The sequence below is a fragment of the Bacillus sp. LQ16 genome, from assembly GCF_057784645.1.
In genome coordinates this window covers 3,154,635-3,180,422 of record NZ_CM173491.1, presented here as the reverse complement: position 1 = coordinate 3,180,422, position 25,788 = coordinate 3,154,635, and the positions used below count along the sequence as shown (strand labels likewise).

The 25,788-nt window shown below is 35.4% G+C and carries 22 protein-coding genes; 19 read left to right on the top strand and 3 right to left on the bottom strand.

Features of this window, described 5'->3' with window-relative positions; translation table 11 throughout:
- Positions 1-4: 4 nt before the first annotated feature.
- The 6 genes from AC3EMB_RS15925 to AC3EMB_RS15900 all read left to right on the top strand — a co-directional run bounded on the left by AC3EMB_RS15925 (position 5) and on the right by AC3EMB_RS15900 (position 5,284).
- Positions 5-238, top strand: coding sequence for a hypothetical protein (locus AC3EMB_RS15925; protein WP_141241014.1), 234 nt, complete (start codon positions 5-7; stop codon positions 236-238).
- 113 nt (positions 239-351) lie between these two features.
- Complete coding sequence (locus AC3EMB_RS15920; RefSeq protein ID WP_488517130.1) at positions 352-1,548, top strand: MFS transporter; 1,197 nt, start codon at positions 352-354, stop codon at positions 1,546-1,548.
- Complete coding sequence (locus AC3EMB_RS15915) at positions 1,532-1,732, top strand: NETI motif-containing protein (protein ID WP_000166307.1); 201 nt, start codon at positions 1,532-1,534, stop codon at positions 1,730-1,732. Before AC3EMB_RS15920 ends, AC3EMB_RS15915 begins: the two co-directional genes overlap by 17 nt.
- Positions 1,733-2,336: 604 nt before the next feature.
- Positions 2,337-3,572: a CapA family protein gene (locus tag AC3EMB_RS15910; RefSeq protein WP_000887596.1), complete on the top strand. Its 1,236-nt coding sequence runs from the start codon at positions 2,337-2,339 to the stop codon at positions 3,570-3,572.
- Between the two features lie 48 nt (positions 3,573-3,620).
- The gene (locus tag AC3EMB_RS15905) at positions 3,621-4,352 is read left to right on the top strand and encodes a M15 family metallopeptidase (protein ID WP_000241993.1); all 732 of its coding nucleotides are present in this window, start codon (positions 3,621-3,623) and stop codon (positions 4,350-4,352) included.
- 593 nt (positions 4,353-4,945) lie between these two features.
- Positions 4,946-5,284, top strand: coding sequence for a DUF3895 domain-containing protein (locus tag AC3EMB_RS15900; protein ID WP_001071898.1), 339 nt, complete (start codon positions 4,946-4,948; stop codon positions 5,282-5,284).
- A 103-nt stretch (positions 5,285-5,387) separates the two neighbouring features.
- Here the strand turns inward: AC3EMB_RS15900 and AC3EMB_RS15895 are convergent, their stop codons facing one another.
- A complete protein-coding gene (locus AC3EMB_RS15895; protein WP_197241123.1) occupies positions 5,388-6,095 on the bottom strand; it encodes a DNA alkylation repair protein in 708 nt (235 codons plus the stop codon).
- Between the two features lie 282 nt (positions 6,096-6,377).
- Between AC3EMB_RS15895 and AC3EMB_RS15890 the strand changes: the two genes are divergently transcribed.
- From AC3EMB_RS15890 to AC3EMB_RS15830, 13 genes are all read left to right on the top strand, one after another.
- A complete protein-coding gene (locus tag AC3EMB_RS15890; protein ID WP_000591650.1) occupies positions 6,378-6,836 on the top strand; it encodes a hypothetical protein in 459 nt (152 codons plus the stop codon).
- A gap of 322 nt (positions 6,837-7,158) precedes the next feature.
- Positions 7,159-8,979: an S-layer homology domain-containing protein gene (locus AC3EMB_RS15885; RefSeq protein ID WP_197241122.1), complete on the top strand. Its 1,821-nt coding sequence runs from the start codon at positions 7,159-7,161 to the stop codon at positions 8,977-8,979.
- A gap of 461 nt (positions 8,980-9,440) precedes the next feature.
- A complete protein-coding gene (locus AC3EMB_RS15880) occupies positions 9,441-10,217 on the top strand; it encodes a DnaD domain-containing protein (RefSeq protein ID WP_098126809.1) in 777 nt (258 codons plus the stop codon).
- Between the two features lie 111 nt (positions 10,218-10,328).
- Positions 10,329-13,742 (top strand): DUF4132 domain-containing protein, encoded by a 3,414-nt coding sequence (locus AC3EMB_RS15875; protein ID WP_488517129.1) that lies wholly within the window; start codon positions 10,329-10,331, stop codon positions 13,740-13,742.
- A 102-nt stretch (positions 13,743-13,844) separates the two neighbouring features.
- Complete coding sequence (locus AC3EMB_RS15870; RefSeq protein ID WP_488517128.1) at positions 13,845-16,235, top strand: penicillin acylase family protein; 2,391 nt, start codon at positions 13,845-13,847, stop codon at positions 16,233-16,235.
- Between the two features lie 552 nt (positions 16,236-16,787).
- Positions 16,788-17,615 carry a helix-turn-helix transcriptional regulator gene (locus tag AC3EMB_RS15865; RefSeq protein ID WP_488517127.1) on the top strand — a complete coding sequence of 276 codons (828 nt, stop codon included), beginning with the start codon at positions 16,788-16,790 and terminating at the stop codon, positions 17,613-17,615.
- Positions 17,616-17,908: 293 nt separating this feature from the next.
- A complete protein-coding gene (locus AC3EMB_RS15860; protein WP_000997182.1) occupies positions 17,909-18,148 on the top strand; it encodes a cupin domain-containing protein in 240 nt (79 codons plus the stop codon).
- 202 nt (positions 18,149-18,350) lie between these two features.
- Positions 18,351-19,418, top strand: a complete 1,068-nt coding sequence (locus AC3EMB_RS15855) for a glycoside hydrolase family 113 (RefSeq protein ID WP_197241649.1) — start codon at positions 18,351-18,353, stop codon at positions 19,416-19,418.
- A gap of 89 nt (positions 19,419-19,507) precedes the next feature.
- Positions 19,508-19,699, top strand: a complete 192-nt coding sequence (locus tag AC3EMB_RS15850; RefSeq protein WP_000670804.1) for a DUF378 domain-containing protein — start codon at positions 19,508-19,510, stop codon at positions 19,697-19,699.
- 208 nt (positions 19,700-19,907) lie between these two features.
- Positions 19,908-20,990, top strand: a complete 1,083-nt coding sequence (serC, locus tag AC3EMB_RS15845; RefSeq protein WP_340720043.1) for a 3-phosphoserine/phosphohydroxythreonine transaminase — start codon at positions 19,908-19,910, stop codon at positions 20,988-20,990.
- 12 nt (positions 20,991-21,002) lie between these two features.
- A complete protein-coding gene (locus tag AC3EMB_RS15840) occupies positions 21,003-22,175 on the top strand; it encodes a 3-phosphoglycerate dehydrogenase family protein (RefSeq protein WP_025686842.1) in 1,173 nt (390 codons plus the stop codon).
- A 13-nt stretch (positions 22,176-22,188) separates the two neighbouring features.
- Positions 22,189-23,436: a DUF1015 domain-containing protein gene (locus tag AC3EMB_RS15835; protein ID WP_001063080.1), complete on the top strand. Its 1,248-nt coding sequence runs from the start codon at positions 22,189-22,191 to the stop codon at positions 23,434-23,436.
- A gap of 84 nt (positions 23,437-23,520) precedes the next feature.
- Entirely contained in the window at positions 23,521-23,898 is a 378-nt protein-coding gene (locus AC3EMB_RS15830; protein WP_000776360.1) for a MaoC family dehydratase, read from the top strand.
- Positions 23,899-24,084: 186 nt separating this feature from the next.
- Here the strand turns inward: AC3EMB_RS15830 and AC3EMB_RS15825 are convergent, their stop codons facing one another.
- Both AC3EMB_RS15825 and AC3EMB_RS15820 read right to left on the bottom strand, forming a co-directional pair.
- A complete protein-coding gene (locus AC3EMB_RS15825) occupies positions 24,085-24,495 on the bottom strand; it encodes a DUF3224 domain-containing protein (protein WP_000454093.1) in 411 nt (136 codons plus the stop codon).
- A 75-nt stretch (positions 24,496-24,570) separates the two neighbouring features.
- On the bottom strand, positions 24,571-25,602 hold the full coding sequence (locus AC3EMB_RS15820; protein WP_488517126.1) for a S66 family peptidase: 1,032 nt from the start codon (positions 25,600-25,602) through the stop codon (positions 24,571-24,573).
- Positions 25,603-25,788 lie beyond the last annotated feature (186 nt).

Genomic DNA, 25,788 nt, shown 5'->3' with positions numbered 1-25,788 from the left:
ATCAATGCATCAACCATTTTTCATCGCTTATGCGCCATATAATCATTACGCATATACAAAAATGATGATAAACCCGCTGTATATGCAAGTTTCGCCAGCTGTAGTTCCTTTACAAATGCAATATCCGCAGCCACCAATCGCTAACGCACAGCAATACTTATATGGAACTGCATTTTATAAGAATCCGTATTTCAAGCAATTTCATAACAATGTGAAAGCGCAAGTTTGGGAAGGGTAGGAAGCTAAAAGGTTCATTCTTTTAGCTTCTTTTTTATTGTGAATATTCGTACACGCATTTGAAAAAACAGTTTATAATGAAAAGTGGAAGCGTGAGAAGGAGAGGGACAAAGGATGTCAATGCGTTTTACATTTTGGATTATGGTTGGGATTGTAGCAATTTCTGGTTTATCACAAGGAATGCTCTTACCTGCCATTGCAATGATTTTTGAACAAGAAGGGGTTAGTTCAAGTATTAACGGTATTCATGCGACGGCATTGTACATCGGGATATTAGTTATTTCGCCGTTTCTTGAAAAACCGATGCAAAGGTTTGGAATGAAGCCAATTATTGTTATAGGTGGTTTTCTCGTTATTATTTCATTATTCTTTTTTACACAAACATTTTCGTTTTGGGTATGGTTTATCCTTAGATTTCTAGTTGGAGTCGGAGATCATATGCTTCATGTCGGAACACAAACGTGGATCACGACAACATCAGATCCAAGTAAAATAGGGAGACAAGTATCGATATACGGTGTATTCTTCGGAATTGGTTTTGCTGTTGGTCCGTATTTAGCAAGCACTGTGCAGTACGGTCTTGCAACACCATTTATTATATCTACTATACTTTGTTTAATAGGTTGGCTTTTACTACTTCCAACAAAAAATGCATTCCCAGCGCAAGATGAAAGAGAAGTGAAGAGTGAATCATCATTTTCTCGTTATAAACAAGTTGTTGGATTAGGGTGGATTGCGTTACTAGGACCACTTGCATACGGTGTACTTGAGGCCATGTTAAATAGTAACTTACCAGTATACGCACTTCGTAAAGGGTGGTCTGTTTCAGATGTATCCTTCTTATTACCAGCATTTGCAGTTGGGGGTATTATTACACAGATTCCACTCGGTATATTGAGTGATAAATACGGAAGGGATCGTATATTAACGTGGACGTTTAGCATAAGTACGGGCATTTTTCTACTTGCCGCCGTATTTGATCAATATTACTGGATCGTCTTTGCCTGCATGCTTTTAGCGGGTATGGTTATTGGATCGTGTTTCTCTTTAGGGCTTGGATTTATGACTGATTTATTACCGAGACATTTACTACCGGCAGGTAATATATTATCCGGAATCGCTTTTAGTTTAGGAAGTATTATAGGGCCTGTATTAGGCGGCGTATTTATAGAGAAAATACAGTATACAAGCTTTTTTATTGCGGTTATGATTATAATGGGAATTCTAGCAATGTTATATATGGTCTACATGAAGAATCAATTCGCATCAAGAAAAATAGAAAGTAGGTTAGGGCATGACAAAACAACCTAATAAAAAGAAATTTGAAGTACTAGAAAATGAAACAATTACAGACTGCTTAACACGTATGGAGCAAGAAGGCTACGCTCCGTCTCGTCGTATGGAAGAGCCGATCTTTCATGAAGTAAAGAAAGACGGCAAAACAGTAGTTGAGCCGTGCGGTAGGAAGATTGTTTTTGAAGGGAAATTGAAGTAATCCAATAACAAATTCTCTTTATCGTATAGAGCCATCCAATAGCTGGGTGGCTTGTTTTTTTATTAATCAATGAAGGAAGGAATTAATTAAAATGAATCTCCCTTTCATTTCTCCTAATTGGCTTCTTTATATGGGTCAAAAGATTGCTACTTTTTTTGTATATTGGTAAAATAAGTTCTTGGGTCTTACTTATTGTTATCGGTATAATGTTTGTCGCTTAACGTAAAGAAATTAGTTACAATGATTCCATAATATTTAAAGGGGGTACAGCAACGATCCCCTCTTTTTGGAGCCACTCACAAACGTAAAGCAAGAGAAGAGGCTATATGAACTATTCTTCTATCTTGTTTAGATTAAACGAGTTATTGCAATTGGAACAGGTATATGAAACTAGTCGACATCCTGATGGATCATGTTTCTCTAGCAATCTATCAATTCTGATGGAATTGATAGATTGCTAGAGAATGGAAAATGATTATCTGTATATTCCGAAGCAGATGTAACAGAGTGTCCTTCCATAATTAAGGGTAAAACCAAAATACGTTGTTTTAAAGAATGATTTGTTAGAACTGGTTATAAGTAATAAAACAGAAAAGAGGATCACATGTTAGATACTTTACAGAGAAGTAAAAAGTTTTTTTTATTATGTCTTATTTTTTTAGTGCTTTTAACTGCTTGTGGTAATACAGATGTTAAGACATCTAAAGCTTCATTACCACCGGCTGAATCTAATATAGATACATCATTAAAAGCACCAAATTGGGTAGAGAAGAGTCCTATCCAACAGTCTCCTAATTTTACGGAAGATAAAAAAGTAAAATCGGTTGTGAATTTACTAGCAACGGGTGATAATTTATATCATGACGCAGTAATTAAAGATGGCAAACAAAAAGACGGTTCATATGATTATAACTATATTTATGAAAATATCAAAAAAGCTGTTAAATCAAGTGATCTTGCTATCGTGAACCAGGAGACTCCAATTGCAGGAAATAATCTAAAAGTACAGGGATATCCGACTTTCAATACACCTGAAGAAGTAGGCCAATCTTTAGTGGACACTGGATTCAATATAGTGACTCAAGCGACAAATCATGCTATGGATATGGGTATTAAAGGTGTTGCGAATACAAGAGAATACTGGAAGAAATATCCGGATGTTATCCCAGTAGGCATTAATGAGAGTCAAAACGAGCGTAATGAAATAAAAACGATTACCAAAAATGGTATTCGCTTTGCGTTACTAAATTATACATATGGTACGAATGGAATTAAAATTCCGGCTGATAAGTCTTGGGCTTTAAATTTAATTGATAAAAAAGCGATACAAAATGATGTGGAAAAGGCAAAGAGTAGCTCTGATATGGTGATTGTTATGGTGCATTGGGGAGTAGAATATACATCTACACCTTCAAAGCAACAAAAAGAAGTTGCTCAATATTTAACAGATTTAGGTGTAGATGTAGTAATTGGAAATCATCCACATGTAATTCAACCAATTGAGTGGAAACAAAATAAAGATGGACATGAAACGCTAATCTATTATTCTCTTGGAAATCTTATTTCTGCGCAAGAAAAATTAGAAACATTGGTTGGAGGATTATCTTATGTACAATTTGTTGAGTATGAAGATAAAACTTTTGGTATACGACAAGCGGCAATCGTACCGACAGTAACCGACTACGCTGATGGTAAGAAACAATTTAAAATTCAATTTTTAAAAGATTATTCGGATGAAGAGTCTAAAAAACATGGAATTAAAAAATTTGTCGGCCCCGTTTCTTTGAAGGATTTCAAGGAGATTCCTAGAGACGTGTTGGGAAATTGGTATAAAGACTAATAAACAAAAAGGGAATGAGATACAATTAAAAAATTTATAATTTTAGCATTGGTATTGGCAATGGGATGGAGTCTTGCTGCTTGTAGTGGAAAGCAAACATCTCAGGAAACTACTAATAATAACGATAAAAATAAAAAAGAGATACATGCGAATAAAAAAGATGTTTTACCTATCTCTGATCCTAATGATTGGAGAATTATTCTTGTAAATAGAGAGCATATGTTATCAAAGGAACTAGGAATTGAATTAACAAGTATTACCCAAAATGCTAAGCCGAATATGAAAATAGATAGTAGAATTGCAACTTCCTATCAGGATATGGTAGCAGCTGCAAAAAAAGAGGGAATCAATCTTTATTTAAGATCAGGTTATCGAGCTATAAAATTACAACAAACGTATTATGATGCTTCAGTTAAAAGCTATAAATCTCAAGGTTTGTCGGACAAAGAAGCTAGTGCTAAAGCATTGGAATATCTTCAGTATCCTGGTGCAAGTGAACATCATACTGGATTAGCGTTAGACATTATTTCAGTTGAATGGCAGAATACTGTAGAAGATTTAAATGCAAAATTTGAAACTACCGATGCATTCAAATGGTTAGATAAGAATGCTGCAGAGTATGGATTTACTCTCCGCTATCCAAAAGATAAAGAGAATATTACTGGCATTAAGTATGAGCCATGGCACTATCGTTATGTAGGAAAAGAAGTTGCTGTTTATCTAAAAGAAAAAGGGTTAACTTTAGAAGAATATAACGAAAAAATTAAGTCTGGTAAGTAAAAATACACTTTGATTCTATTAAAAAGTCAGATTTGGAGGGTGTGTTAATCTTCCTCCTAGAATTGCGAAAACAGTGTATGATAATGTAAGCACGTATGAACCAGTTATCGTGTGAAACGATGTATGTATAAAAAAGTTACATTTATAAAAGAAGCAATGAAAAAGGATCTGATATTCATATCAGATCCTTTTTCATTCACAACATAGAATACTTACTTAACTAAGCCTTAAAGACTGCCTGCTTTTCAGGTACTACAATAGTAACCTCGCTTTTTTATTTTGGATGTTCGTTTTTCTTAGCTTGATAGACATGTGGAAGTAGTTCAAACAATGCGATTAGCATTTTTTTGTTTGCATGATTTGTGCACCGGATATTCACTATTGATTTCAGTTCAGTAATAACGAATTCTACAATAGATGACAGAACGTATATTTGGTATAATGGAAATATACTACTTAAAATAATGTACATGAGTTATAAAATCTATGTAAAGAGGTAAGGACTACATAACAATAACTAAATGTAAAAGTTCTAGTACATATAGGGTTCAGTTCATGTTAAGCAAATTCGTTATGAGAAAGGAAAAGATGTAATGAATCAAATTTCATTTGAAGATTTATTTGAAGACGAAAAAGAAGATAAAAAAGAAAAGGTAGAGGTAGCCGAAATACCTGCACCTTTATCAGCATTGCAAAAAGATATATTGGAATTAATGGATTCTGAAGAAATAAGTGCACTGGAGTTATGCGAACAATTAATACGATCTGGTAAAATATCAGATGAAAGATTTACAACGAATAAGCCAAAAGCATATGGACAAGTATGCTTAGCATTGGAAGGTTTTGTTACAGAAGGAAAGCTTACTTTTGTTAAAAACGATGAGAAAAGAGATAGGGTGTATAAAGTGAAAGAAGAAATTTCTAACATATAAGTTGTAAAGAGGGAAATGAATTATTTTTAGGGAGGTAGTTCATTTTCTACTTCTACATTAAAAAAGGTGCCAATCTTTCTTGATTGACACCTTTTTTAATAATCTAACATCTAACGTATTTACGTTTGAAACCAACTCTTCCTCTATCGACTTCTTTCTGAATACTTTCGGAAGCATTTAACAAACTGCTTTTTTTATTATCACGTTTTACTTCAACTATACCAACTTCTTTTGCAGTCTCGATTGCTTTTTCGTGTAGTGGCACATATGAAATTGCTACAGTATTTATAAAATTATTCATAGCAGATTTTGTTCGTTCTGGCGCAGCATGAATTGTATTTTTTACAATTTCAAGCATATCGGAAATTTTGCTTTCGACAAATTCATTGTCTTTGCGATTTCCTAAAAGCCAGCAGTAGCAACTCCAGCCCGCTGACATTCGTAGCTCATCCCCACTTGCAATCCATTTATCCGCAACGTCTTGGGCGATAGTTGACTCCGATAAAGTTACTGCTACCACATAATCAGATAGCATATAAAAATATGCCCCGTCCATCCAGTGATCAAAATCAGACTCATTCATAGCTTTTGGATCTGCAATAATGCCTGCAAAGTACATAGCATCGTAGTTACCTGTAGCATAAAGTTCCTCAGCTAACTCTTGATTTACTTTTATTTTCTTAGCGATTGGTTTCATAGCACCTGTAGCTACGCCAAAAACTGGCTCGTGTGCACCGTTAGAGATGTATGTTTTTTTCGTTCTTTCCTTACCAAGGGCTTCAAGCTCTTGCATGACTGTTTTAAAATCCATAGCTGTGCACTTCCTTCCTTAATATAAGTAATCATCTAGCTTATATATTTTCAATTCTAATACTAATCGTATGTGAGTAGGATGTCTACTTTCTATAATATTCCCGTATTAATTTTGAAAGCCTAGCTATTCATACTTATGAGGATACTATATTAATGTAAAGGGAGGGACAATACGGATGTAAATAATATTTTATCTTTGGCTCTTTCTCTGTATTATCATGTTATTTTATAATAAGGAAATAAATAGCATTTTAAATTAAGTATGTGAGGTTAGTTATAAATGATAAAGAAATTTACTAGAGTAGTATTAACTATGGTTATGCCAATCAGTCTTATTACAGGTTGTGGAGCTGCTGAAAAAACTGAAGCACAAAAGCCGAAAGGGGTACAAAAGGAGAAAAAGGACTATACGGATTACTCATATGGTAGCAAAGGTATACTAGTAAGCGGAAAAGCGAAAGAACGGCAACAATACGAGATTGGATATATAGATGATAACAAGTTAATTGGGATTGATGAAAATATTGAAGACTGCATTATTTTAGATAATAAAGATGAAGTAGGTCTCATTTGGAAACAAATAGAGCGTGGATCTATTATTGAAGTGCAATACGGTAAGGATCGCAATGATATTGTAGGCGTGCAATTCGTAGGAGATCGTGAGCCATACGAAATTAGTGATAAGTTTGATCGAAATACGATAAACGAAATTGTCGGACAAGTTAAAGGTAATTTGTAATAGTATATAATGTGAAAGAAATAGCATTTACTATAGCTATTAAAGTGTGGATCGTTGAAAATGCTTTTGACGGTATTGGTAATTAGTTGTAAAATAATTTTTGTTGACGGATTTTGTAAAAAGTATGTTAGATGAAATTCATTTGTAGGGATGACATATAAATATTTTCTTAATGGGCATAAAATAATATAATTTAAATATATAAATAAAAAGAAAATATATTAGAAGTACATAGTAGATTCGTATTTTTAAAATTAATATGACAACAAAAGGAGGTTGAGATATATACACGGCGAAAATGTGTGTATATCTATTTATAATAATGAATAAGACAATCAAACAACAAGTAATCGCACTATCAACAAGTCTAGTGATTTTAGGGAGTGTACCTTTATTAGCATCAGCAGAAGAGATAAACAAATCTCAAACTGATCAACTAAATATTGCTGAAGGAGAACATGGAACGAGCGGATTAAATTATTCTAATTTCAAGTTGGAAGTTCCTGATCATGTACAAGTTAACGAAGCAGAAGTATCTGAAAATGAAAAAATGCTTTTAGAAGAATATAAGCATAAACATGATGAAACAGAAGAATTAAACAAAATGAAAGATGCAAAGAAGGGGCAAGTAGCAGAAAAGGAAGCTATTTCAAATATTGAAAAGGCATTTGAATCTGTAGATGGTCGAAATGATGGATCTGATCGTCAAATGAAACCTGTTGCAAAGCCAAGAGGTATTCAATATAGTGCACCGAGTACGAAGAAATATGGAACACTTGCAGGAGTTCCATTTGTAGAGTGGATTGTTCCAGCAGGAAACTCTGATATTCGTCCTGCAAATCCGATGAAAGCACGTTACATTACAATCCATGAGACGGCAAATACGGCCGCTGGTGCTAATGCTGAAAATCATGCGAAATATTTGTATAAACAAGCAACAGAGGGGACGTTCCGAACAGCTTCATGGCATTTTACAGTAGACGATAAACAAATCTATCAGCACTTACCAACAAATGAAAACGGTTGGCATGCAGGAGATGGAGATGGATCAGGAAACAGGGAGTCTATCGGTATCGAGATTGCGGTTAACCAAGACGGTGATTACAATAAAGCTTTAGAAAACGCAAAACGACTTGCAGGTTATTTAATGAACAAAGAAGGAATTGGTGCAGATCATATTTACAAGCATCAACAATGGAGCGGGAAAAAATGTCCTGACATTTTAATTTCACGTGGTAATTGGGCTGGTTTCGTACAAGGAATTCAATGGTATGCAAATATAAATGCGCAGATTGATACGCCTTTACAAGATAAAAATGAATCATTTGATCCAAATGAAAATAATCCAGCTGAACCTAGCATGGAACTAGTGGTAAATGGTAGTGGCATCAATGTACGTAGTGATGCGGGTATTGAACATCGTGTTGTACGTAAAGCTTCAAACGGAGATCGTTACAAAGTATTAGCGGTTAAAAATGGTTGGTATAAAGTAGGTAATGGAGAATGGATTTTCTATGACCCAAGTTGGATTAAAATTAACTACAATGTACCTAAGGAAGAAGTACAAAAGCCTAAGGAAGAAGTACAAAAACCTAAGGAAGAAGTACAAAAACCAAAAGATGATATTACAGGTGGCTGGTTTGAAGGGCATATTCGTAAATTAAACAGTCTAGGTATTATGCAAGGCGAAGGCAATGGTGTATTTGCGCCATATCGAAATGTAACGAGAGCCGAGTTTGCGAAATTAATCTCGAATGCTCTTAAACTACCAGAGGGAAATAAATCATTTGTAGATATTAATGAGGCACATCCATCACTTCATGACGGTATTAAACGTTGTGCAAGTGCAGGAATTATTAATGGTCGTGGTGAAGGGATTTTTGATCCTAACTCACCAATTACTCGTGAAGAAGTATCTATTATGATTGACAAAGCATTACGATACAAAGGAATTACAGGTGAGTTAGTAGCATTACCATTTACAGATAAGCATTTAATAACATACAAAGAATCGGTTCAACGATTATACAGTCTAAAGGTAGTTAATGGTATTGGAAATAATGAGTTTGATCCTCGAGGCACAGCAACTCGTGGACAGGCAGCTGCCTTTATTGTGAAGATGTTAGATTCAATGCAAAAATAAAATAAAACTTTAATCAGTGGGGCCACTCGCGTTGCAATCGAGCAGTTTATTCACCGAATTTTGAAATGAGAGTTTTACTGCCTGCAAATAGCAGAATAAATTGTATGTAGAAGCTGACATTGGTAGAAGTAAAAAATAAGAAGAATTTGAAAGGAGCTATCCAAAATAATAATTTGGAATAGCTCCTATTTAGTAGGAAGAACAAATTGTATTTCATAGATTGTAATGCAGAATGCCCTTCCAAGCCCCTCATAAGCCCCTACCAAGTAATAAATCACTCAGAAAAAACAAAAACAAACACAAAAACAACTACAAGAACAAAACAAGCACGAAAAAATGAAACCGGCGTTGTAGTAGTAAAAAAAATTGTAATTCGAATGCCAAAACCATTCCCGCATTCCTATTTTTATAATGAAGGATTAAAATCTTCTTATTTACTAGCAAAGAGTGGAGGGAAACATATGGCGGTATACCGTAATGTGCAGGTGAACTTTTGGCAAGATGAATTCATATTAGATTTAACGCCAGAGGAGCGTTATTTTTACATATATTTGTTAACTGGTACGAAAACGAAGCAATGTGGTATTTACATATTACCGAAGCGTGTGGCAGAGCTTGAAACAGGTTATAGTATGGAGACTGTTGAGAAGTTGCTAAACAGGTTTGTTGAGTATGGAAAGATTTTATATGATACGGAAACGAAAGAGGTATTCATAATAAACTGGTTACACTATAACCCTATTTCAAATACGAATGTAGAAAAGTGCGTATTACGTGAGTTAAAGACTGTAAAAAGTAATGAGTTCATACATATCTTTTTACGTAAATGCCTTGAAGAAGAATACACGATTCCATTATTATTGCAGCATTTTGGTATGCCAAAAGAAGAGGATAATAGTAGTTCACAAGTAGTTATTGAAGAGAAAGAAGAAGCGGAAGAGGTAGAACGTATAGAAGAGGACGTTCCAAATAGTGAAGTTTATAAGTTTTATGAACAAAATATTAGTAGTTTATCCCCATATATTGTGAAAGAATTGAAGAATTGGATACAAAGACTTTCTGGAGAGAAAGTGTTAGAGGCACTTAAAATTGCGTTTGAAAATAATAAGAAAACGTTAGCTTATGTGAAGGGGATTTTGAGGAATTGGTGTAGCAAAAAGTTAAAGGATTTTAGTGGGGAGAAGTGTGTAATGGGAAGTTTAGAGAGAAGGAAATGTATGTTGAGTAGTGTATTTTAATTTACATTAATTTAATGTAGAATGTACGTTCGTTTTTGTGGGTTTTATGCTATACTACCATTAAATAAGGGTATTTTTATAATAGATAAAAAGATGCGGGGGGTACAAAGTTTGACTACTAGTACATCTGAGTTGTTTCAATATATTAATATGACAGAAGAACAGGAACAATTATCACTACGATATTTACAGACAAAAGAAGAAGAGATTTTAAAAGATATTGAACTAACGACGATTCGTGATCAAAAAAGAGGCGATTTTGCGGAGCGATTTATAAACGATTTTAGGAAAGTACATAAGCAAGATCCGGGTTTCTTTCGGTTATTTTATCATATACTCGAGGAGCAATTATTAAATGTTCTTGTAGTCCGTTTTGCGCATGTCAGTTTTTCTAAAATGAAGGTTTATTTAGAAAAAAGTGCACTACCTTTGGACAAACTTGTAGCAATTGCATGTAGGTATTTATCTAGTATTTCAAGTTACGTCAATGAAGCAGATGTTTTTCTTAGAGAGTTAACAAAAGAGAAACCGAACTATATAGAGGAACAATTACATACTTTACCAACTAAACAGCAATTAACATTACTTCTCGTAATGTTTGATGTAGAGTATGAAAAGTTTCGTACATATAGTTCTTTATTGAATGAGAGGTTAGAAGAACATACAGAATTTATATTGAAACTGCTAGGGGAAAAGGAAAAGGTTGAAGCAGTTAAACGGTATTTAAAAGGTGAAGATGATAGTGAAGTATTTATAGGTGGGAATTTACCGGAACATATTTGGCGGCTATTATTTTGTGTTCATAAACATTCGAATGTTGCGAGGCGATATATTGAAATATTGGCGAAGAAAAATGTTTGGGGTTTTATAAACTATGCAACACGTTATATGTGTCACACTCTTGGTCAGTCTCAAAACCACAAAAAAACTGGTAGTGTAAATAGAGAAACGTATGAAGAAATTCAAAGTTTTTGTACACAGTTTTGGATTTCTAAGGAAAGATTTTTTGCGCATCGTCTAAGGCAACATGATTTGAATAGTGAGGATTTTTGTAAGACGTATGAATATGAATTGCTATGCTTTATGTTGGAGGAAAATCCTGAATTTATTCAACAAACTTTGCAATATGTAAGTAAAATGAATTATCTCATCATCGCACGAACGCTAGCCGAAAAAGGATATGAGCTAAATAGAGGGAAAATGCGAGAAGAATTTTTTGTTGCTGCTTTGCAAATTAAATTGTCTACATTGCGGGATACATATTGTGATTATTTACTAGGGAAGTTGTCACTTGAGGATATAAAGCAAATACTTAAAAATCCGAAATATAGAAGTATGTATTGGGGTATGCCGGTGTTAGAGGTTGCGCTTCTTTGGGATATAGATGATGTAGCGAAAAGGGAAGCTGTACTTACACTACAGTTTGGAGATGATGATAGTGTTAATTTATACGAACTTCTTTACGAATGTTCTGTCAGAGGAGTAGAGCCGAAACAAGTATTAGAAGATCTGCTTTCGTATGGGTTAAGTAAGGAAAAACTTATCGCTTATGCAGTTGAAGAAGCTGCATGCTACAGTGAAGAGAGAAATAAGGCGAAGGAAGCGCTTCTTTGTGTAATTGTAAAAGAACAAGCATATATAATTGAACGGTTTGATGAGTATTCTGCTATGGCAAAAGCATATATTTTAGAAGAGTTAGCAAAGGATAACATGGTTAAAATGCGTCCGATTTTAATTAAAAGCTTAGGAGATTCATCTAAAAAAATGCGTGAGTCTGTAGTTAAACTGCTTTCAAAAGATGTAGAAGCTGCAGCAGATGTAGCAGTTGAACTTCATAATAAAAAGAAGATTGTTCGTGAAAATGTGATGAAAATACTAATAGAGTATAAGCTTGAAAAATATACGAAACTTGTACAGGAAGCTTTGCAAGAAAGTAAAAATGAATCTTTCGCAGGAAAATTCTCGTTTTTATTTCAAGCGGAGGAAGAAAAGATCGAAGAACTATGTGCACGTATTTTAACGGAACAAACAAGAAATTCACTTCTGCAATTGATTGGGGATGAGCCACAAATCAGTTTACGTGACTCTAATGAAATTGCTGATGCTGCAATTCCGTTAGCCTATTTACAACAGTATATTTCAGATGCTGTTATTGAGAAGAAAGAAACGGCAGAAGTAATTGGTAGAGCTTTAAATGAAGAGGACTTAAAAGAATATGTGCAAACAATATATCAAATATGGATTTCTCAAGACGCAGATGTGAAGAAGCGTGGAATTCTTTCGTTATACGGAATGTATAGTGACGACAAAATGGTCGACATACTTATAAAGCAAATTGATGAATGGGTGCTTCAAATGAGAGGAAAGATAGCAGCGGATGCCGTTCGTGCTTTAGGTTTGTCTTCATCTAAGCTTGCACTTATGTCTATTCATGCAATAGCATTTAAATATAAACATAAGCAAGTACGTAATGCAGCAAAAGAAGCGCTAAGTCTTGCTGCGAAAACACGTGGTATAACAGAGGAAGAGCTGGAAGATCAATTGGTGCCAGACCTTGGCTTTACTATACATGGTGAAAAGATAATTGATTTCGGGAATCGAAGTTTTACTGTCATTTTAACTACAGAGTCAAAAATTGAATTAGAGACAGAGGAAGGAAAACGTATGAAGTCACTTCCAAAGCCGAATGCAAAAGATGATGTAGAAAAGGCTGAAGAGGCTAAAAAAGAATTAGCCTCTTTAAAGAAGGAACTCCGAACTACTCTTTCAATGCAAAAACAACGATTAGAAGCGGCACTTTCGTTAAAGCGTTATTGGTCACATAATGCATGGAAGTCTGTATTTATGGATAATCCAATTATGAAGCAATTTTCTATTTCACTCATTTGGGGTGAGTATAAGGAAGGGAAGTTGCTGAACGCATTCCGTTATGCAGAAGGTGGCGTGTTCTGTACAATTGACGGGAAGAGTTATGAACTTTCATTTGGCACTGTTATTGGTTTCGTTCATCCGTTAGAATTGTCTGGGGCGGAGAAGGAATTATGGAAAGAGCAATTAGAAAGTGCGGGAATTGTTCAGCCGTTCCTACAAATTGAGCGTCCAGTGTTTGTAGTAGAAGAGAATGATGAGAGTGCTATTGAGAGATTTGGTGGTATTTTACTAAATGGTCGTTCGTTATTCGGTAAGATGACGAAGCTTGGATGGATCCGTGGATCTGTTCAAGATGGCGGTGTGTATTATACATTTTACAAAGAAGATACTTGTAACGGATTAGGAGCGCAATTGTCATTTAGCGGAGCGCCGATTGGTTATGAAGATGAAGAAGATGTATGTGTATTTGACATTCAATTTTATAAAGCAGGTACAGTGAAGCGTGGTTCATATGAATACGATGAAATTGATGATGAAAGACGCATTGTACCAAAAGAAGTAGATAAACGCTTCTTTAGTGAAATGTTATATGATGTGCAAGTAGCGACAGGTGCAAATCTTGGGCATAATGAAAGTTGGCGTAGCGAACGATAAGAAAAACCCCCTTCATTGGTAGGAAAATGAAGGGGGTTTTTTTATGTTTTTAAAAGGTTCATTCTCAAAAAGAAGCGAATAGTGTGAGAAAGGGGTGGTTATATGGAGGTAGTTATAAAGAAGAAACGAAAAAGGGGAAGAAGAATTTTTATTTGGGCTAGTAGTATCGTTCTCTTGTTAGTTATTTCCGCTGCGATTTTTTTGAATATTTATACGCTGAAATCTATGCCAAAGATAGATGGAACGATAAAGCTAGAGGATTTACAACACGCTGTTACGGTGAAGCGGGATAGTAAAGGTATCCCGCATATTAAATCGGAAAATGCACATGATTTATATTTTTCACAAGGATATGTACAAGCGCAAGATCGGTTGTTTCAAATGGATTTAAGTAGAAGACAAGCTTCTGGTATGTTAAGTGAAGTTGTTGGGGAAGCAGCTGTTGACCGAGATAAATTGTTTCGAACACTCGGTTTACGGCGAGCTGCAGAAGCTTCAGTTAGTCAATATGATGGAGAAGTAAAATATGCCCTGCAGTCATTTGCTGATGGGGTGAACGCTTTTATACGTGAGGCAAAAGTGGAAAGGAAATTGCCGGTTGAGTTTACTATATTAGGTTATGAGCCTTCTGAATGGTCAATCGTGGATTCTTTAACAATTGGAAAGTATATGGCGTTTGACTTAGGAGGACATTGGCATGGACAGGCGTTTCGATATTGGGCGCTGAAAAACCTTCCGAAAGAGCAAGCAAATGAGCTATTTCCTAAATATCCGAAAGATGCTCCTAGATTGCTAGCTGAACTGAAAAATACAAATGTGGACGTAGCGCAAAGTTTTTCAAAAACGATAATTCCCCCGGAGTTTAACGGTAGTAATAACTGGGTTGTGAGCGGTGAGAAGAGTGCGTCAGGTAAGCCGATTTTAGCAGATGACCCTCATTTATCCCTTGCGACACCTTCTATATGGTATCAAACGAGACTTGAAATGAAAGATTTAAATGTGAGTGGCGTTATTTTTGCTGGAGTACCAGGTGTTATATTAGGCCACAATGACAAAATAGCGTGGGGCGTTACGAATACGGGGCCTGATGTGCAAGATTTATATATTGAGAAGAGAAATCCTAATAATGAAAATGAATTTCTGTATAACGATAAATGGGAGAAAGCTACGGTAGTTGATGAATCGATTAAAGTAAAAGGCGGGAAGACAATTCCTTATAACGTTACGATTACGAGGCATGGGCCAGTAATTTCAGAGTTTGCGGATAAGGGGAAGGAGAAAACGAAAACCGTCTTCTCTTTAAAGTGGACTGCTTTAGAACCGTCAGCTGAGCTAAAAGCTGTATTAAATATGAACAAAGCAAAAGACTGGACGGAGTTTGAAACCGCTCTTCAAGATTTCCATACACCAACGCAAAACTTTGTGTTTGCATCAAACGATGGCACGATTGCTTATAAAGCGAATGGAAATATACCAGTGCGTAAAAAAGGCGATGGTAGCTTGCCTGTTCCAGGATGGACAGATGAATATGAATGGGAAGGATATATTCCATTTGATCAGCTGCCGAAAGTTATAAATCCGAAAGAAGGTTTTATTTCAACTGCGAATAATAAAATTGTTGATGATGATTATCCGTACCATATTAGCAATACGTGGGCACAGCCATATAGGCAAATGCGTATTCAAGAATTTTTGCAAGAGAAGGAAAAGTATACGGTGAAAGATTTAGAAGAGTTACAGATGGATCAAAAGAATTTATACGGGAAAGAGTTTACTCCTATATTTTTAAAAGAGTTAAATAAAGCATCTTTAAATGAGGTAGAGAAAGAAGGTGTAAACCAATTAACAAAGTGGAATTTTTACGATAGTAAAGATGAAGCGGCACCATTAATATTCCATTTATTAATGAAAGAGATTTCAAATACGTTATTTTCAAAAGAAATACCGAAAGATGTAATGGAGTTATTTAAAGGGAAGTCACAAGTTGTGGATGAATTAATCCGGAAACAAGTAGCAGGAGAAAATAGTGCATGGTTTTCTAAGTACGGAGGTTTCACAAAAGTTGTGCATACATCGTACGAGAATGTAATGAAGAAATTGCAGAAGGAATATGGACCCGATGTTGGGGCCTGGAAGTGGGGCGATTATCATCAACTCGCTTTTACACATCCAATTTCGAAATCATCTAGTATGTTAGCGTTACTCGCTTTTAATCGTGAGAAACCAGTTCCAATTGGCGGAAGTCAAGTTACCGTTCAAGCAGCGAGTTACGGCGATAACGGCATTGTAAATCACGGGGCTTCTTGGCGATTTGTTATTGATACGAAAGATATGTCAAACGGTTATCATATCGTAGGGCCAGGACAGTCGGGACATTTTAGAAGCGATTGGTATCATGATCAAATAGATGATTGGGTAAGTGGAACGTATCATACGACTACATTGAATACGGAGGGAATAGAGGGGAAGGTGCTAAATTTAGAACCGAAGTGATAGGGTGTTTTTGTTTGTGGAGGGACTAGTAATAATCTTTTTGATAATGAAAGCTTATCATTTAGAACATAACCCAGTTCTTAAATAATTTTAACAGCCAGCCTACTATCATTTAATTTGATAGTAGGCTGTTTCCATCTTCGAAATACGCTGTAGCAACTTCTTCAGGATTACGATTATTTCCACATGCTGCAAGTGCTGTAACAAATAAAGCCATTACAACTATTAACATGATTATTTCAGTTTTGAGGGGAATTAGTTAACAAAGACCAGGTATTATTTGCAACAGAACGGTCCCTCTGTACCCCTTGTTTCGTCATTTTTCTAGGCCATCCAACTTGACAAATGTTTTTTTATCAAACTACAATGAAAACCATTATCAATAATATAGGGAGGATACTTTTGTCAATAAATGAAAAACAATATATTTATAGGTTAATAACCAGATCTTGTTAAGTCGTATGTACTATTTTTAGTTTAGCGTTGCCCAGAATGTACACCAATTAATCTCGCGAATTACAAGAAAACTATTATTGAAATGAGGCGTGCATTGTGAAGTTGGACGTGAATGAGTTAGCAGAGTATCTTGCCAATAATCCTTTCCGAGTAGAAGGAGTATATCGTTATGCTAAAAATCCAGGTGTGCCTTGTGCTGAGTCTACAGATTCTTTCCCAGGATTTGTATTTCCACTTACAGGGAAGACGCAATTTAAATTTAATGGTACGCCGTATATCCTTTCCCCAGGAAAAGTTATACATGGGGGTGCAAAAATGACATTAGCCCATAAAATGCTTGGTGAAATAAACTGGGAATATATTCTTGTTTTATATCAGATAAGCAATTCAGAACGAGAAGACTCTTGCTTTACTCATCAGCATTTTGAATTATTAACAGGACAATCTCCTCGTCTTGTCGAATTACTTATGCGTCTTTGGGATGTGTATAATCAGCGTGGAGGCATTTCGATGCTTCAGACCGAAATGCTGTTTCGCGAAGCGTTGAATGAAGCTTTATTAAGTGTTGTCAATAGAGAAAACAACTATGAGTCGCATACTTTATTCGAACGAATATCTAGTTACGTCCGTAAATACTATTATAAAGATATTAAAATACATACGCTTACAGAACAAAATAATGTTAATCGAAATCGTCTTTCTTACGTGTTTAGAAAGCATGCAGGTATGGGGCCAGCAGAATATGTATTGAACTATCGTATAAAGATGGCTCAAAAAATGTTATGTACAAGTGATGTGCCTGTACAACAAATTGCGCAGGCTGTTGGAATCGCAGACCCTTTTTATTTTAGTAGAGTTTTCAAGAAGCGAGTTGGCATTTCGCCTACTAAATATCGCGAGAAGTTCATCAATAATCCATACTAATGTCAACAGGGGTCCATTCTTATTTGAAAATCACTGTTCTATACTTATGGAGAGTTAAAGGAAACATTGGATTGAAAGAACTTTTATTGAAATCACTCCTTTGTACTATCTGAATGAAAAGTTCTGGCCGGAGCATTTTCTTTTTAAGCGTAATGACGACTTTTTTACTTAGATTATTGTAATATAGTGGAAGTTAAAAATGAGGAGGGATTATTATCCATTACCAACCTATTAAACTAAATGACGAGTTATTTAAAATTAACGATTATTGGTATCCACGAGTGATTGGTGAAATGAATGATGATCAAATTCAGCTTTTTAAAGCTAATGGAGATTTTATATGGCATGAGCATCCTAATACGGATAAGCTATTTATTGTGCTTGAAGGGGAGATGTTCATCGATTTCCGTGATGGACAGGTGAAAATTTCTAAGGGCGAGATGTTTATTGTCCCGAGAGGCGTTGAGCATAAACCTTTCACTGAAAAGGAATCCCACATCATGTTGGTAGAGCCTAAAAGGGAAATGGATTGATAATCGTAAAAAGATAAAAAAGGAGCGGAAATCCGTTCCTTTTTTATTTATCTTACTATTTTTAGGAGCTTAGTATGAGTAAGATGTGAATAAAGGATGAATAGCATTTTTATCAATAAAAATTTATTTGGATTTTTTGTGGAATATATATGAAACGTTGTATAAAATAATCAAGAAAGCCAAAAATTATAGGGGGAAAGTTGTGAAGAAAAATAAGAGTTTAATAAGTTTTTTAGGAGTGTTTATTATGTTGTTTTCTTTTTGTTTTCAAGGAAATGTACAGGCAGATGTAAATACTGTTCAATCTGGAAAAATCAAATCAGGAAACGTAACAGTATGGGAAGTTGGAAATGTAGCGAAAGTATTAGCGGATGTGGAGCGCTTAAATTTAAATACAGTAAATGTACCGATTCAAGTGGATATCCCGAATGTGACTTCTACGAATATGGTAATTAATCAAGCGCAAAAGCAACAAGCTATTATTTTAATTCAAGAATTATTAAAGCGTAATATTCAAGTTATAGTGGAACCGTTCCCGTATATTCAGCAGGGGAATGTTGGAGAGACAGAATGGAACCCAAGTAACATTAATGATTTCTTCTGGAATTGGAAGACGGTTATTCTGCAAGATATTTTTAATTCCATTACAAGTAAATACAATGTGTATGGACTAAAGATTGCTTCTAATTTCGTGAATATGGAGTATGCAGAAGGATACTGGAGCGATACAATTGATTTTGTTCGTAATCAGTATAAAGGAAATGTTTTGTATCAAATGAACTGGTGGTTAACAGCAAGCTGGGACCCTTCTTATGAAGCGAAGTTTGAAGAGAAAATCAATCGCCCGTATTTAAAAAAGGTGGATATTGTTAGCATAGACAGTTGGTTTGAAGTTTCAGGAAAAAGAAATCCAACATATGAAGAAGTGAAGCAAAGTTTATTTGCGACAACAGTATATAATCGTGGGCAAAATGTTGTTCAGCAATTGGAACAATTACATAATGCAACAGGAAAGCCAGTTTACTTCGGTGGATTTAACGTTCCAGCACGTGAACTTGGATTACAAAATCCATGGAATCCAGATGTTTCAAATGTGTTTTCGAAGGATGTGCAATTAAATGGATGGCGTGCTTACCGCGATGTATTAGAACCGAAACCATATTTTAAAGGTTTTTCAATTTGGTTTATTGGCTCAAATGATAGTACACATGCGTATCAAATACATAGTAAAGAAGCAGAGGCAGTTATTAACGGGTGGTACCGAAAATAAATTTTATAAAATAGGTAAGTTTTAAAGTTTACTACATATATTTCTAGTGAAAGGCCTTTCACCATCTTATCACCTAGGGGGCAATCATAATGAAATTTTTGTCTTACCTTACAGTAATTTTGGTGATTCTTGGCGGTTTGAATTGGTTATTTGTAGCGTTAGATTACAATGTAGTTGAGAAATGGTTTGGTTCTATGCCGGCGCTTGTGGACACTATTTATTGGCTCATTGGTCTCTCTGCTATTTATCAAATTTTTGATCGGTTCTTTACGAACGATTAGCTATTATTCTTTCATTATTAGAGTGTTAAGTACGATTATGTACTTAACACTTTTTTATATGTCCATAAAAAAGTCTGCACTTGCAAGCGATTCCATCGCGTCTTGCGCCCTAATAATAGAAAACAAATTGACCACATATTATATTTTAGGTTATAATTCAGAAAGTTTAAAAAATAATCCGATGAGAAATAGGGAGGTTATGAGGGTAATGGAGAGAGTCTATAATTTTTCAGCAGGACCATCAATACTCCCTTTGCCAGTTTTAGAGAAAGTGCAAAAGGAGCTATTAAATTATAACGGGACAGGCATGTCTATTATGGAAATGAGTCATCGATCTTCTTATTTTCAAAGTATTATAGAGGAAGCGAGTAACTTACTTCGTGAATTAATGAGCATCCCTGATGAGTATGAAGTTTTATTTTTACAAGGCGGTGCGTCATTACAATTCTCTATGATACCGTTGAACTTAATGAATACGTATAAAAAAGCTGGATACGTACTAACTGGCTCATGGTCTAAAAAGGCATTGCAAGAAGCCGAAAAAGTTGGGGAAGTACAAGTGATTGCTTCTTCCGAGCAAGAGAAGTTTACTACGATTCCTAAACTGGACGGTTTATTAAGTGATGAAAAACTAGATTATGTACATATTACAACGAATAATACAATTGAGGGGACAAAATATGTGGACATTCCACATGTAGAAAAAGTGCCGCTCGTTGCGGATATGTCCTCAAATATTTTATCAGAGCGATATGATGTTTCGAAGTTTGGTCTTATATATGCGGGGGCGCAAAAGAATTTAGGACCTGCGGGCTTAACGATTGCTATTATAAAAAGAGATTTAATTGGGGGAGCAGATCGCTCTTGTCCGACAATGTTAAATTATGAAACTTACAGTAAAAATAACTCCTTATATAATACACCGCCGTCCTTTAGTATTTACGTAACGAAACTTGTACTAGAGTGGTTGAAAGAGCAAGGCGGAGTATCTGCGATTGAAGAACAAAATAGAATGAAATCTTCACTTCTTTATCATTTTTTAGATGAATCTAAATTGTTTACTTCACCAGTTGATCCTACGTATCGATCACTTATGAACATTCCGTTTACAACACCGTCAGAAGAGCTGAACAGTGAGTTTTTACAAAAAGCGAAAGAACGAGGACTTGTTACGTTAAAAGGGCATCGATCAGTCGGTGGTATGCGCGCTAGTATTTACAATGCGATGCCAGTACAAGGCGTACAGCAATTAGTAAATTATATGAAGGAATTTGAGCTTGAGAATAGATAGGGAGATGGGGATATGTTTCGTGTTCAAACGTTAAATCAAATTGCAGAAAAAGGTTTGCAAGTTTTTACTGAAGAACGTTATGAAGTAGGAGATAGAATCAAGCATCCAGATGGAATTTTGCTTCGTAGCTATTCTTTACATCAAGAAGAGTTTTCAAAAGATTTAAAGGCGATTGCAAGAGCTGGCGCTGGTGTAAATAATATTCCTGTCGAGCGATGTACAGAAAAAGGAATTGTAGTATTTAACACGCCGGGGGCAAATGCAAACGCTGTAAAGGAACTCATTATTGCCAGTCTTATTATGTCTTCACGTAACATTATTAATGGTGTAAGTTGGACGAAAAACTTAGAGGGTGAAGAAGTACCACAGCTTGTTGAATCAGGAAAAAAACAATTTGTTGGATCAGAAATTGCAGGGAAACGTCTAGGTGTTATCGGACTTGGCGCAATCGGTGCTTTAGTTGCGAACGATGCGTTAGCGTTAGGGATGGATGTTATCGGATATGACCCTTACATTTCAGTTGAAACAGCTTGGCGTCTTTCTACACATGTGCAAAGAGCATTTAGCCTAGATGAAATTTTTGCAACATGTGATTATATTACATTGCATATTCCTCTTACGAATCAAACGAAGGGGATTATTGGGGAACACGCTGTAGAGAAGATGAAAAGAGGGATGCGTCTATTTAATTTCTCTAGAGGAGAACTTGTAGATGAAAAGGTTCTTCAAAAAGCATTAGAAGAAGATATTATTACACATTACGTAACGGACTTCCCGAATGAAAACGTAATAAAGATGAAAAATGTAACAGCGACGCCTCACCTTGGTGCATCTACGTCTGAATCAGAAGAAAATTGTGCAGTAATGGCAGCACGTCAATTACGTGAATATTTAGAGACAGGAAATATTCGTAATTCAGTAAACTATCCAAACGTAGAGCTACCGTATATCGGAAAGAAACGAATTACAATTATGCATCAAAACGTCCCGAATATGGTAGGGCAAATTACAGGATGCTTAGCGGAACATCATATTAATATTGCCGATATGATTAATCGTAGTAAACATTCTTGGGCATACACAATGATTGATATCGATAACGGAATTGATGATATAATAAAAGAGAATATTGTAGAAAATATAAGCAAAATTACAGGTGTTGTAGCCGTTCGAATGATTGTGTAAAGGAGAGAGGAATGTGGCAAAAATACGACCGTTTCGGGCCATTCGTCCAGTAGAGGAAAAAGCGGCACAAGTGGCAGCTTTACCGTATGACGTATTAAATAGTGAAGAGGCAAGGGAAGTTGTAAAAGGGAATCCATATTCTTTCTTGCATGTTGATAAAGCAGAAATTGATTTAGATCCTGAACTGTCACCGTATGATGATCGCGTGTATGAAAAAGCGGGAGACAATTTAAAGCAATTTATACGAGAAGAAGTGTTCATACAAGATGAAGAGCCAGCGCTATATATTTATGAACTGACGATGCAAGGAAGAACGCAGTCAGGCCTTGTCGTTTGTACATCTATTGATGAGTATGAAGATGATACAATTAAAAAACATGAAAGAACACGTCATGAAAAAGAGCTAGATCGTATTCGCCACGTAGATGTGTGTGACGCAAATACAGGTCCGATTTTTTTAACGTACCGTACAAAAGATGAAGTAAAGCATTTAATTAGAAGCTGGAAAGAAGAACATGCGCCAATTTATACATTTACAGCAGAAGACGGTGTTAAGCATGTTGTGTGGAAGATTGCAGAGGAAGATGTAATTACGACTTTAGTAAACGCATTTGAAGATATTCCTAATCTTTATATTGCGGATGGGCATCACCGCTCTGCATCAGCTGCAAAAGTAGGACTTATGCGAAGAGAACAATATCCAAATTACACAGGAGAAGAGGAATTTAATTTCTTCTTATCGGTTCTATTCCCTCATGATGAATTATCGATTTGGGACTATAACCGAGTTGTGAAAGATTTAAATGGCTTATCAGAGGAACAGTTTTTAAATCAAATTACGCAGTACTTTTATGTAGAAGGAGCAACTGTTTCTCCGTATAAACCAAATGAGCCCAAATCATTTGGTATGTATGTAAATGAGAAGTGGTATAAGCTTACTGTGAAAGAGGAAACATTTGATGCAAATGATCTTGTTAGAGGTTTAGATGTATCTATCCTGCAAGATCATTTATTAAGCCAAGTGCTTGAAATACATGATCCGCGATCTGATTCACGCATCGACTTTGTCGGAGGAATCCGTGGATTAAAAGAACTAGAACGTCTTGTAAATAGCGGTGAATATAAAGTGGCGTTTTCACTATATCCGACATCAATGGAAGCTTTATTAGCAATCGCAGATGCCGGTGAAGTCATGCCGCCAAAATCAACGTGGTTTGAACCGAAACTTCGCAGCGGGTTGTTTGTTCATTCTTTAAAATAAATAGACTTCTTTAGTTAGAAAAACCGAAATGATTTTTAGTTTCGGTTTTTCTTATTTTACAAGTGTTTTTGAGGAGGGGTATGGATGAAATTGCAAGTAGGCGAAAAAATCACCTTTGAACGAACTTTTACGAAAGAGGATGTTGCGTTATTTACAGAAGTATCAAAAGATGAAGGCGTTCATCATGTTACACCAGATGAGCAGGGAAGATTTGTTGTACAAGGGCTGTTAACATCAACATTGCCTACAAAAATTGGCGGTGATTATAACGTACTAGCTCGCAAAATGGATTTTGAATTTTTACGTCCTGTTTTTAGCGGCGATACGATTCGTTGTGACGTAACTATTGAACAATTTGAGCCTGATGAAAAAAATCGTACAAAAATTATTGCGACGTTTATATGTAGGAATCAACTTGAAAAGGAAGTTATGAAGGGGAGTTTTTCGGGGATTATTCTTTAATTAGTAAGAAAAGAAATGAATAGGTGGGGGCATGATGTCTCTAGGGCGTAGATTTTTAATTCCCCCATGAAGAAAATTTTATGCATTGCTGAATACTGATAATATACTCTGTTCATTTTTAACTTGAATAAACTCGTCAACAAAAAGGACATTCCTAGTATTACAAGAAATGTCCTTTCCACTAAATTATAAGGTATTTTGCTGAAATTCAAACTCTAAAATTAGTTTACTAGTTTGACCTGTAAACTGATAATTATAGGATCCTCTCAGGTTTTCTAAGTTACCGGTAGCTTTAATAATTGTTCCTGGGGAATCTAAATTTCCTTTATCAAATATTCCTTGCTCTAGAGCTGTAAATGTCCCTTGTTGCCCCTTATAAATCCCTTCAAAGTGTAAAAATCCAGAAATTTTAGCAGTAGCTAAGTGACCATCATTTATATTTGAGTCTAAATAATATAATAAGTATTCAACAAAAGCCTTTCCTTTTAATTCCCCATCAATATCATATTCGACATGAGCAATATTAATAGGGAAATCTTTTTTATTATCATCGATTGGTTTTTCATCCCACTTACTTACTGTAAATGTTACTTCCATACACGTAATCTCCCTCCAATTATATACTTTTAAAAAGTACCAATTCACAGACATATCTCATAGGAGTGTTTTTATTCATTCCACGCCACTTTCCAAAATAGAGAAAGATCCATTTTCACAATTAATTTCTGCCATTGCACCGTAAGGTAAAATAAACTTCGGTTCAGTATGGCCAAAATTTAAATTATAAAGAATCGGCAAATCTTCTAAGTTATGTTCCTTCATAACCTGTAATATTTCCTGTTTATATTCTTCATAGTATTGTTCATCTTTCGGTTTACCAAAAATGATTCCTTTTGCTTTTTGCAGAATACCTTGTGCTGCATAATTTCGTAACCAATATTTTATATAACTTGGTTCTGGATGATCTTCAGAAGTTTCAAAGAAGAGAATACTATTCTCCCAATGTTTTTTCTCAGGCCAAAGTTCCGTTCCTTTTGCAAATTCCAATACTTCAATACAACCACCAATTAAGCGCCCCTGTACAGTGGTAGAGCCTTGAAGTAGCTCATATCCATTGTTTTGCTGCATCGTACGTCTTGTATCCTTATTTATTTCAATCCATTCTAAATGCTCACTTATCCATTCATGAGCTGGTTGAATCTCTCCAATCGTTTCATTTGAAAAGAGAGTACGATTTACCATTTCAATTGTATATGGATCCATCTCTACATTTTCGGCAAAGTCGGTCAAAATTGCTGGACCGTATAAAGAGGAAAGCCCTGCTTTATGGCAAAATAAATGTGAAATAGTAACGTCAGAGTACCCCATAAAAATTTTCGGGTTTTCGCGTATCACATTAAAATCTATATAGGGAAGTAACCGGATGCTATCTTCACCGCCAATATTCGCGATAATTGCTTTCACGCGTGTATCTTTAAATGCTGTCAATATATCTTCCGCACGATCCTCTGGATTGTTATAAAGGTATTCGCTACCTTTTAAGCTATTTGGCATTGGGATAACCGTAAGACTAAAAACTTCTTCTAATCTTTTTACTCCTTGTTCATATCGCCATCTTATTTCAGAATCACCTGCACCGCCCCATGAAGGACTTACTGTCGCTACGATATCTCCTGGCTGTAATCTCTTTGGCTTTATTAACATATGAATTCCGCCCCTATATAATTTAATGAACTACGGCTATACAAACCGTAGAGTTGAAGAACATTGTACATGACATTAGTTTCTCCGTCTTCAATAAGTTCACCTGCTGTAATTTGAGAATTTAGTATTAGTGCTGAATATAGGAATAATCTACAAATATTTTTTGCTAAAATTTATATTTGAAAA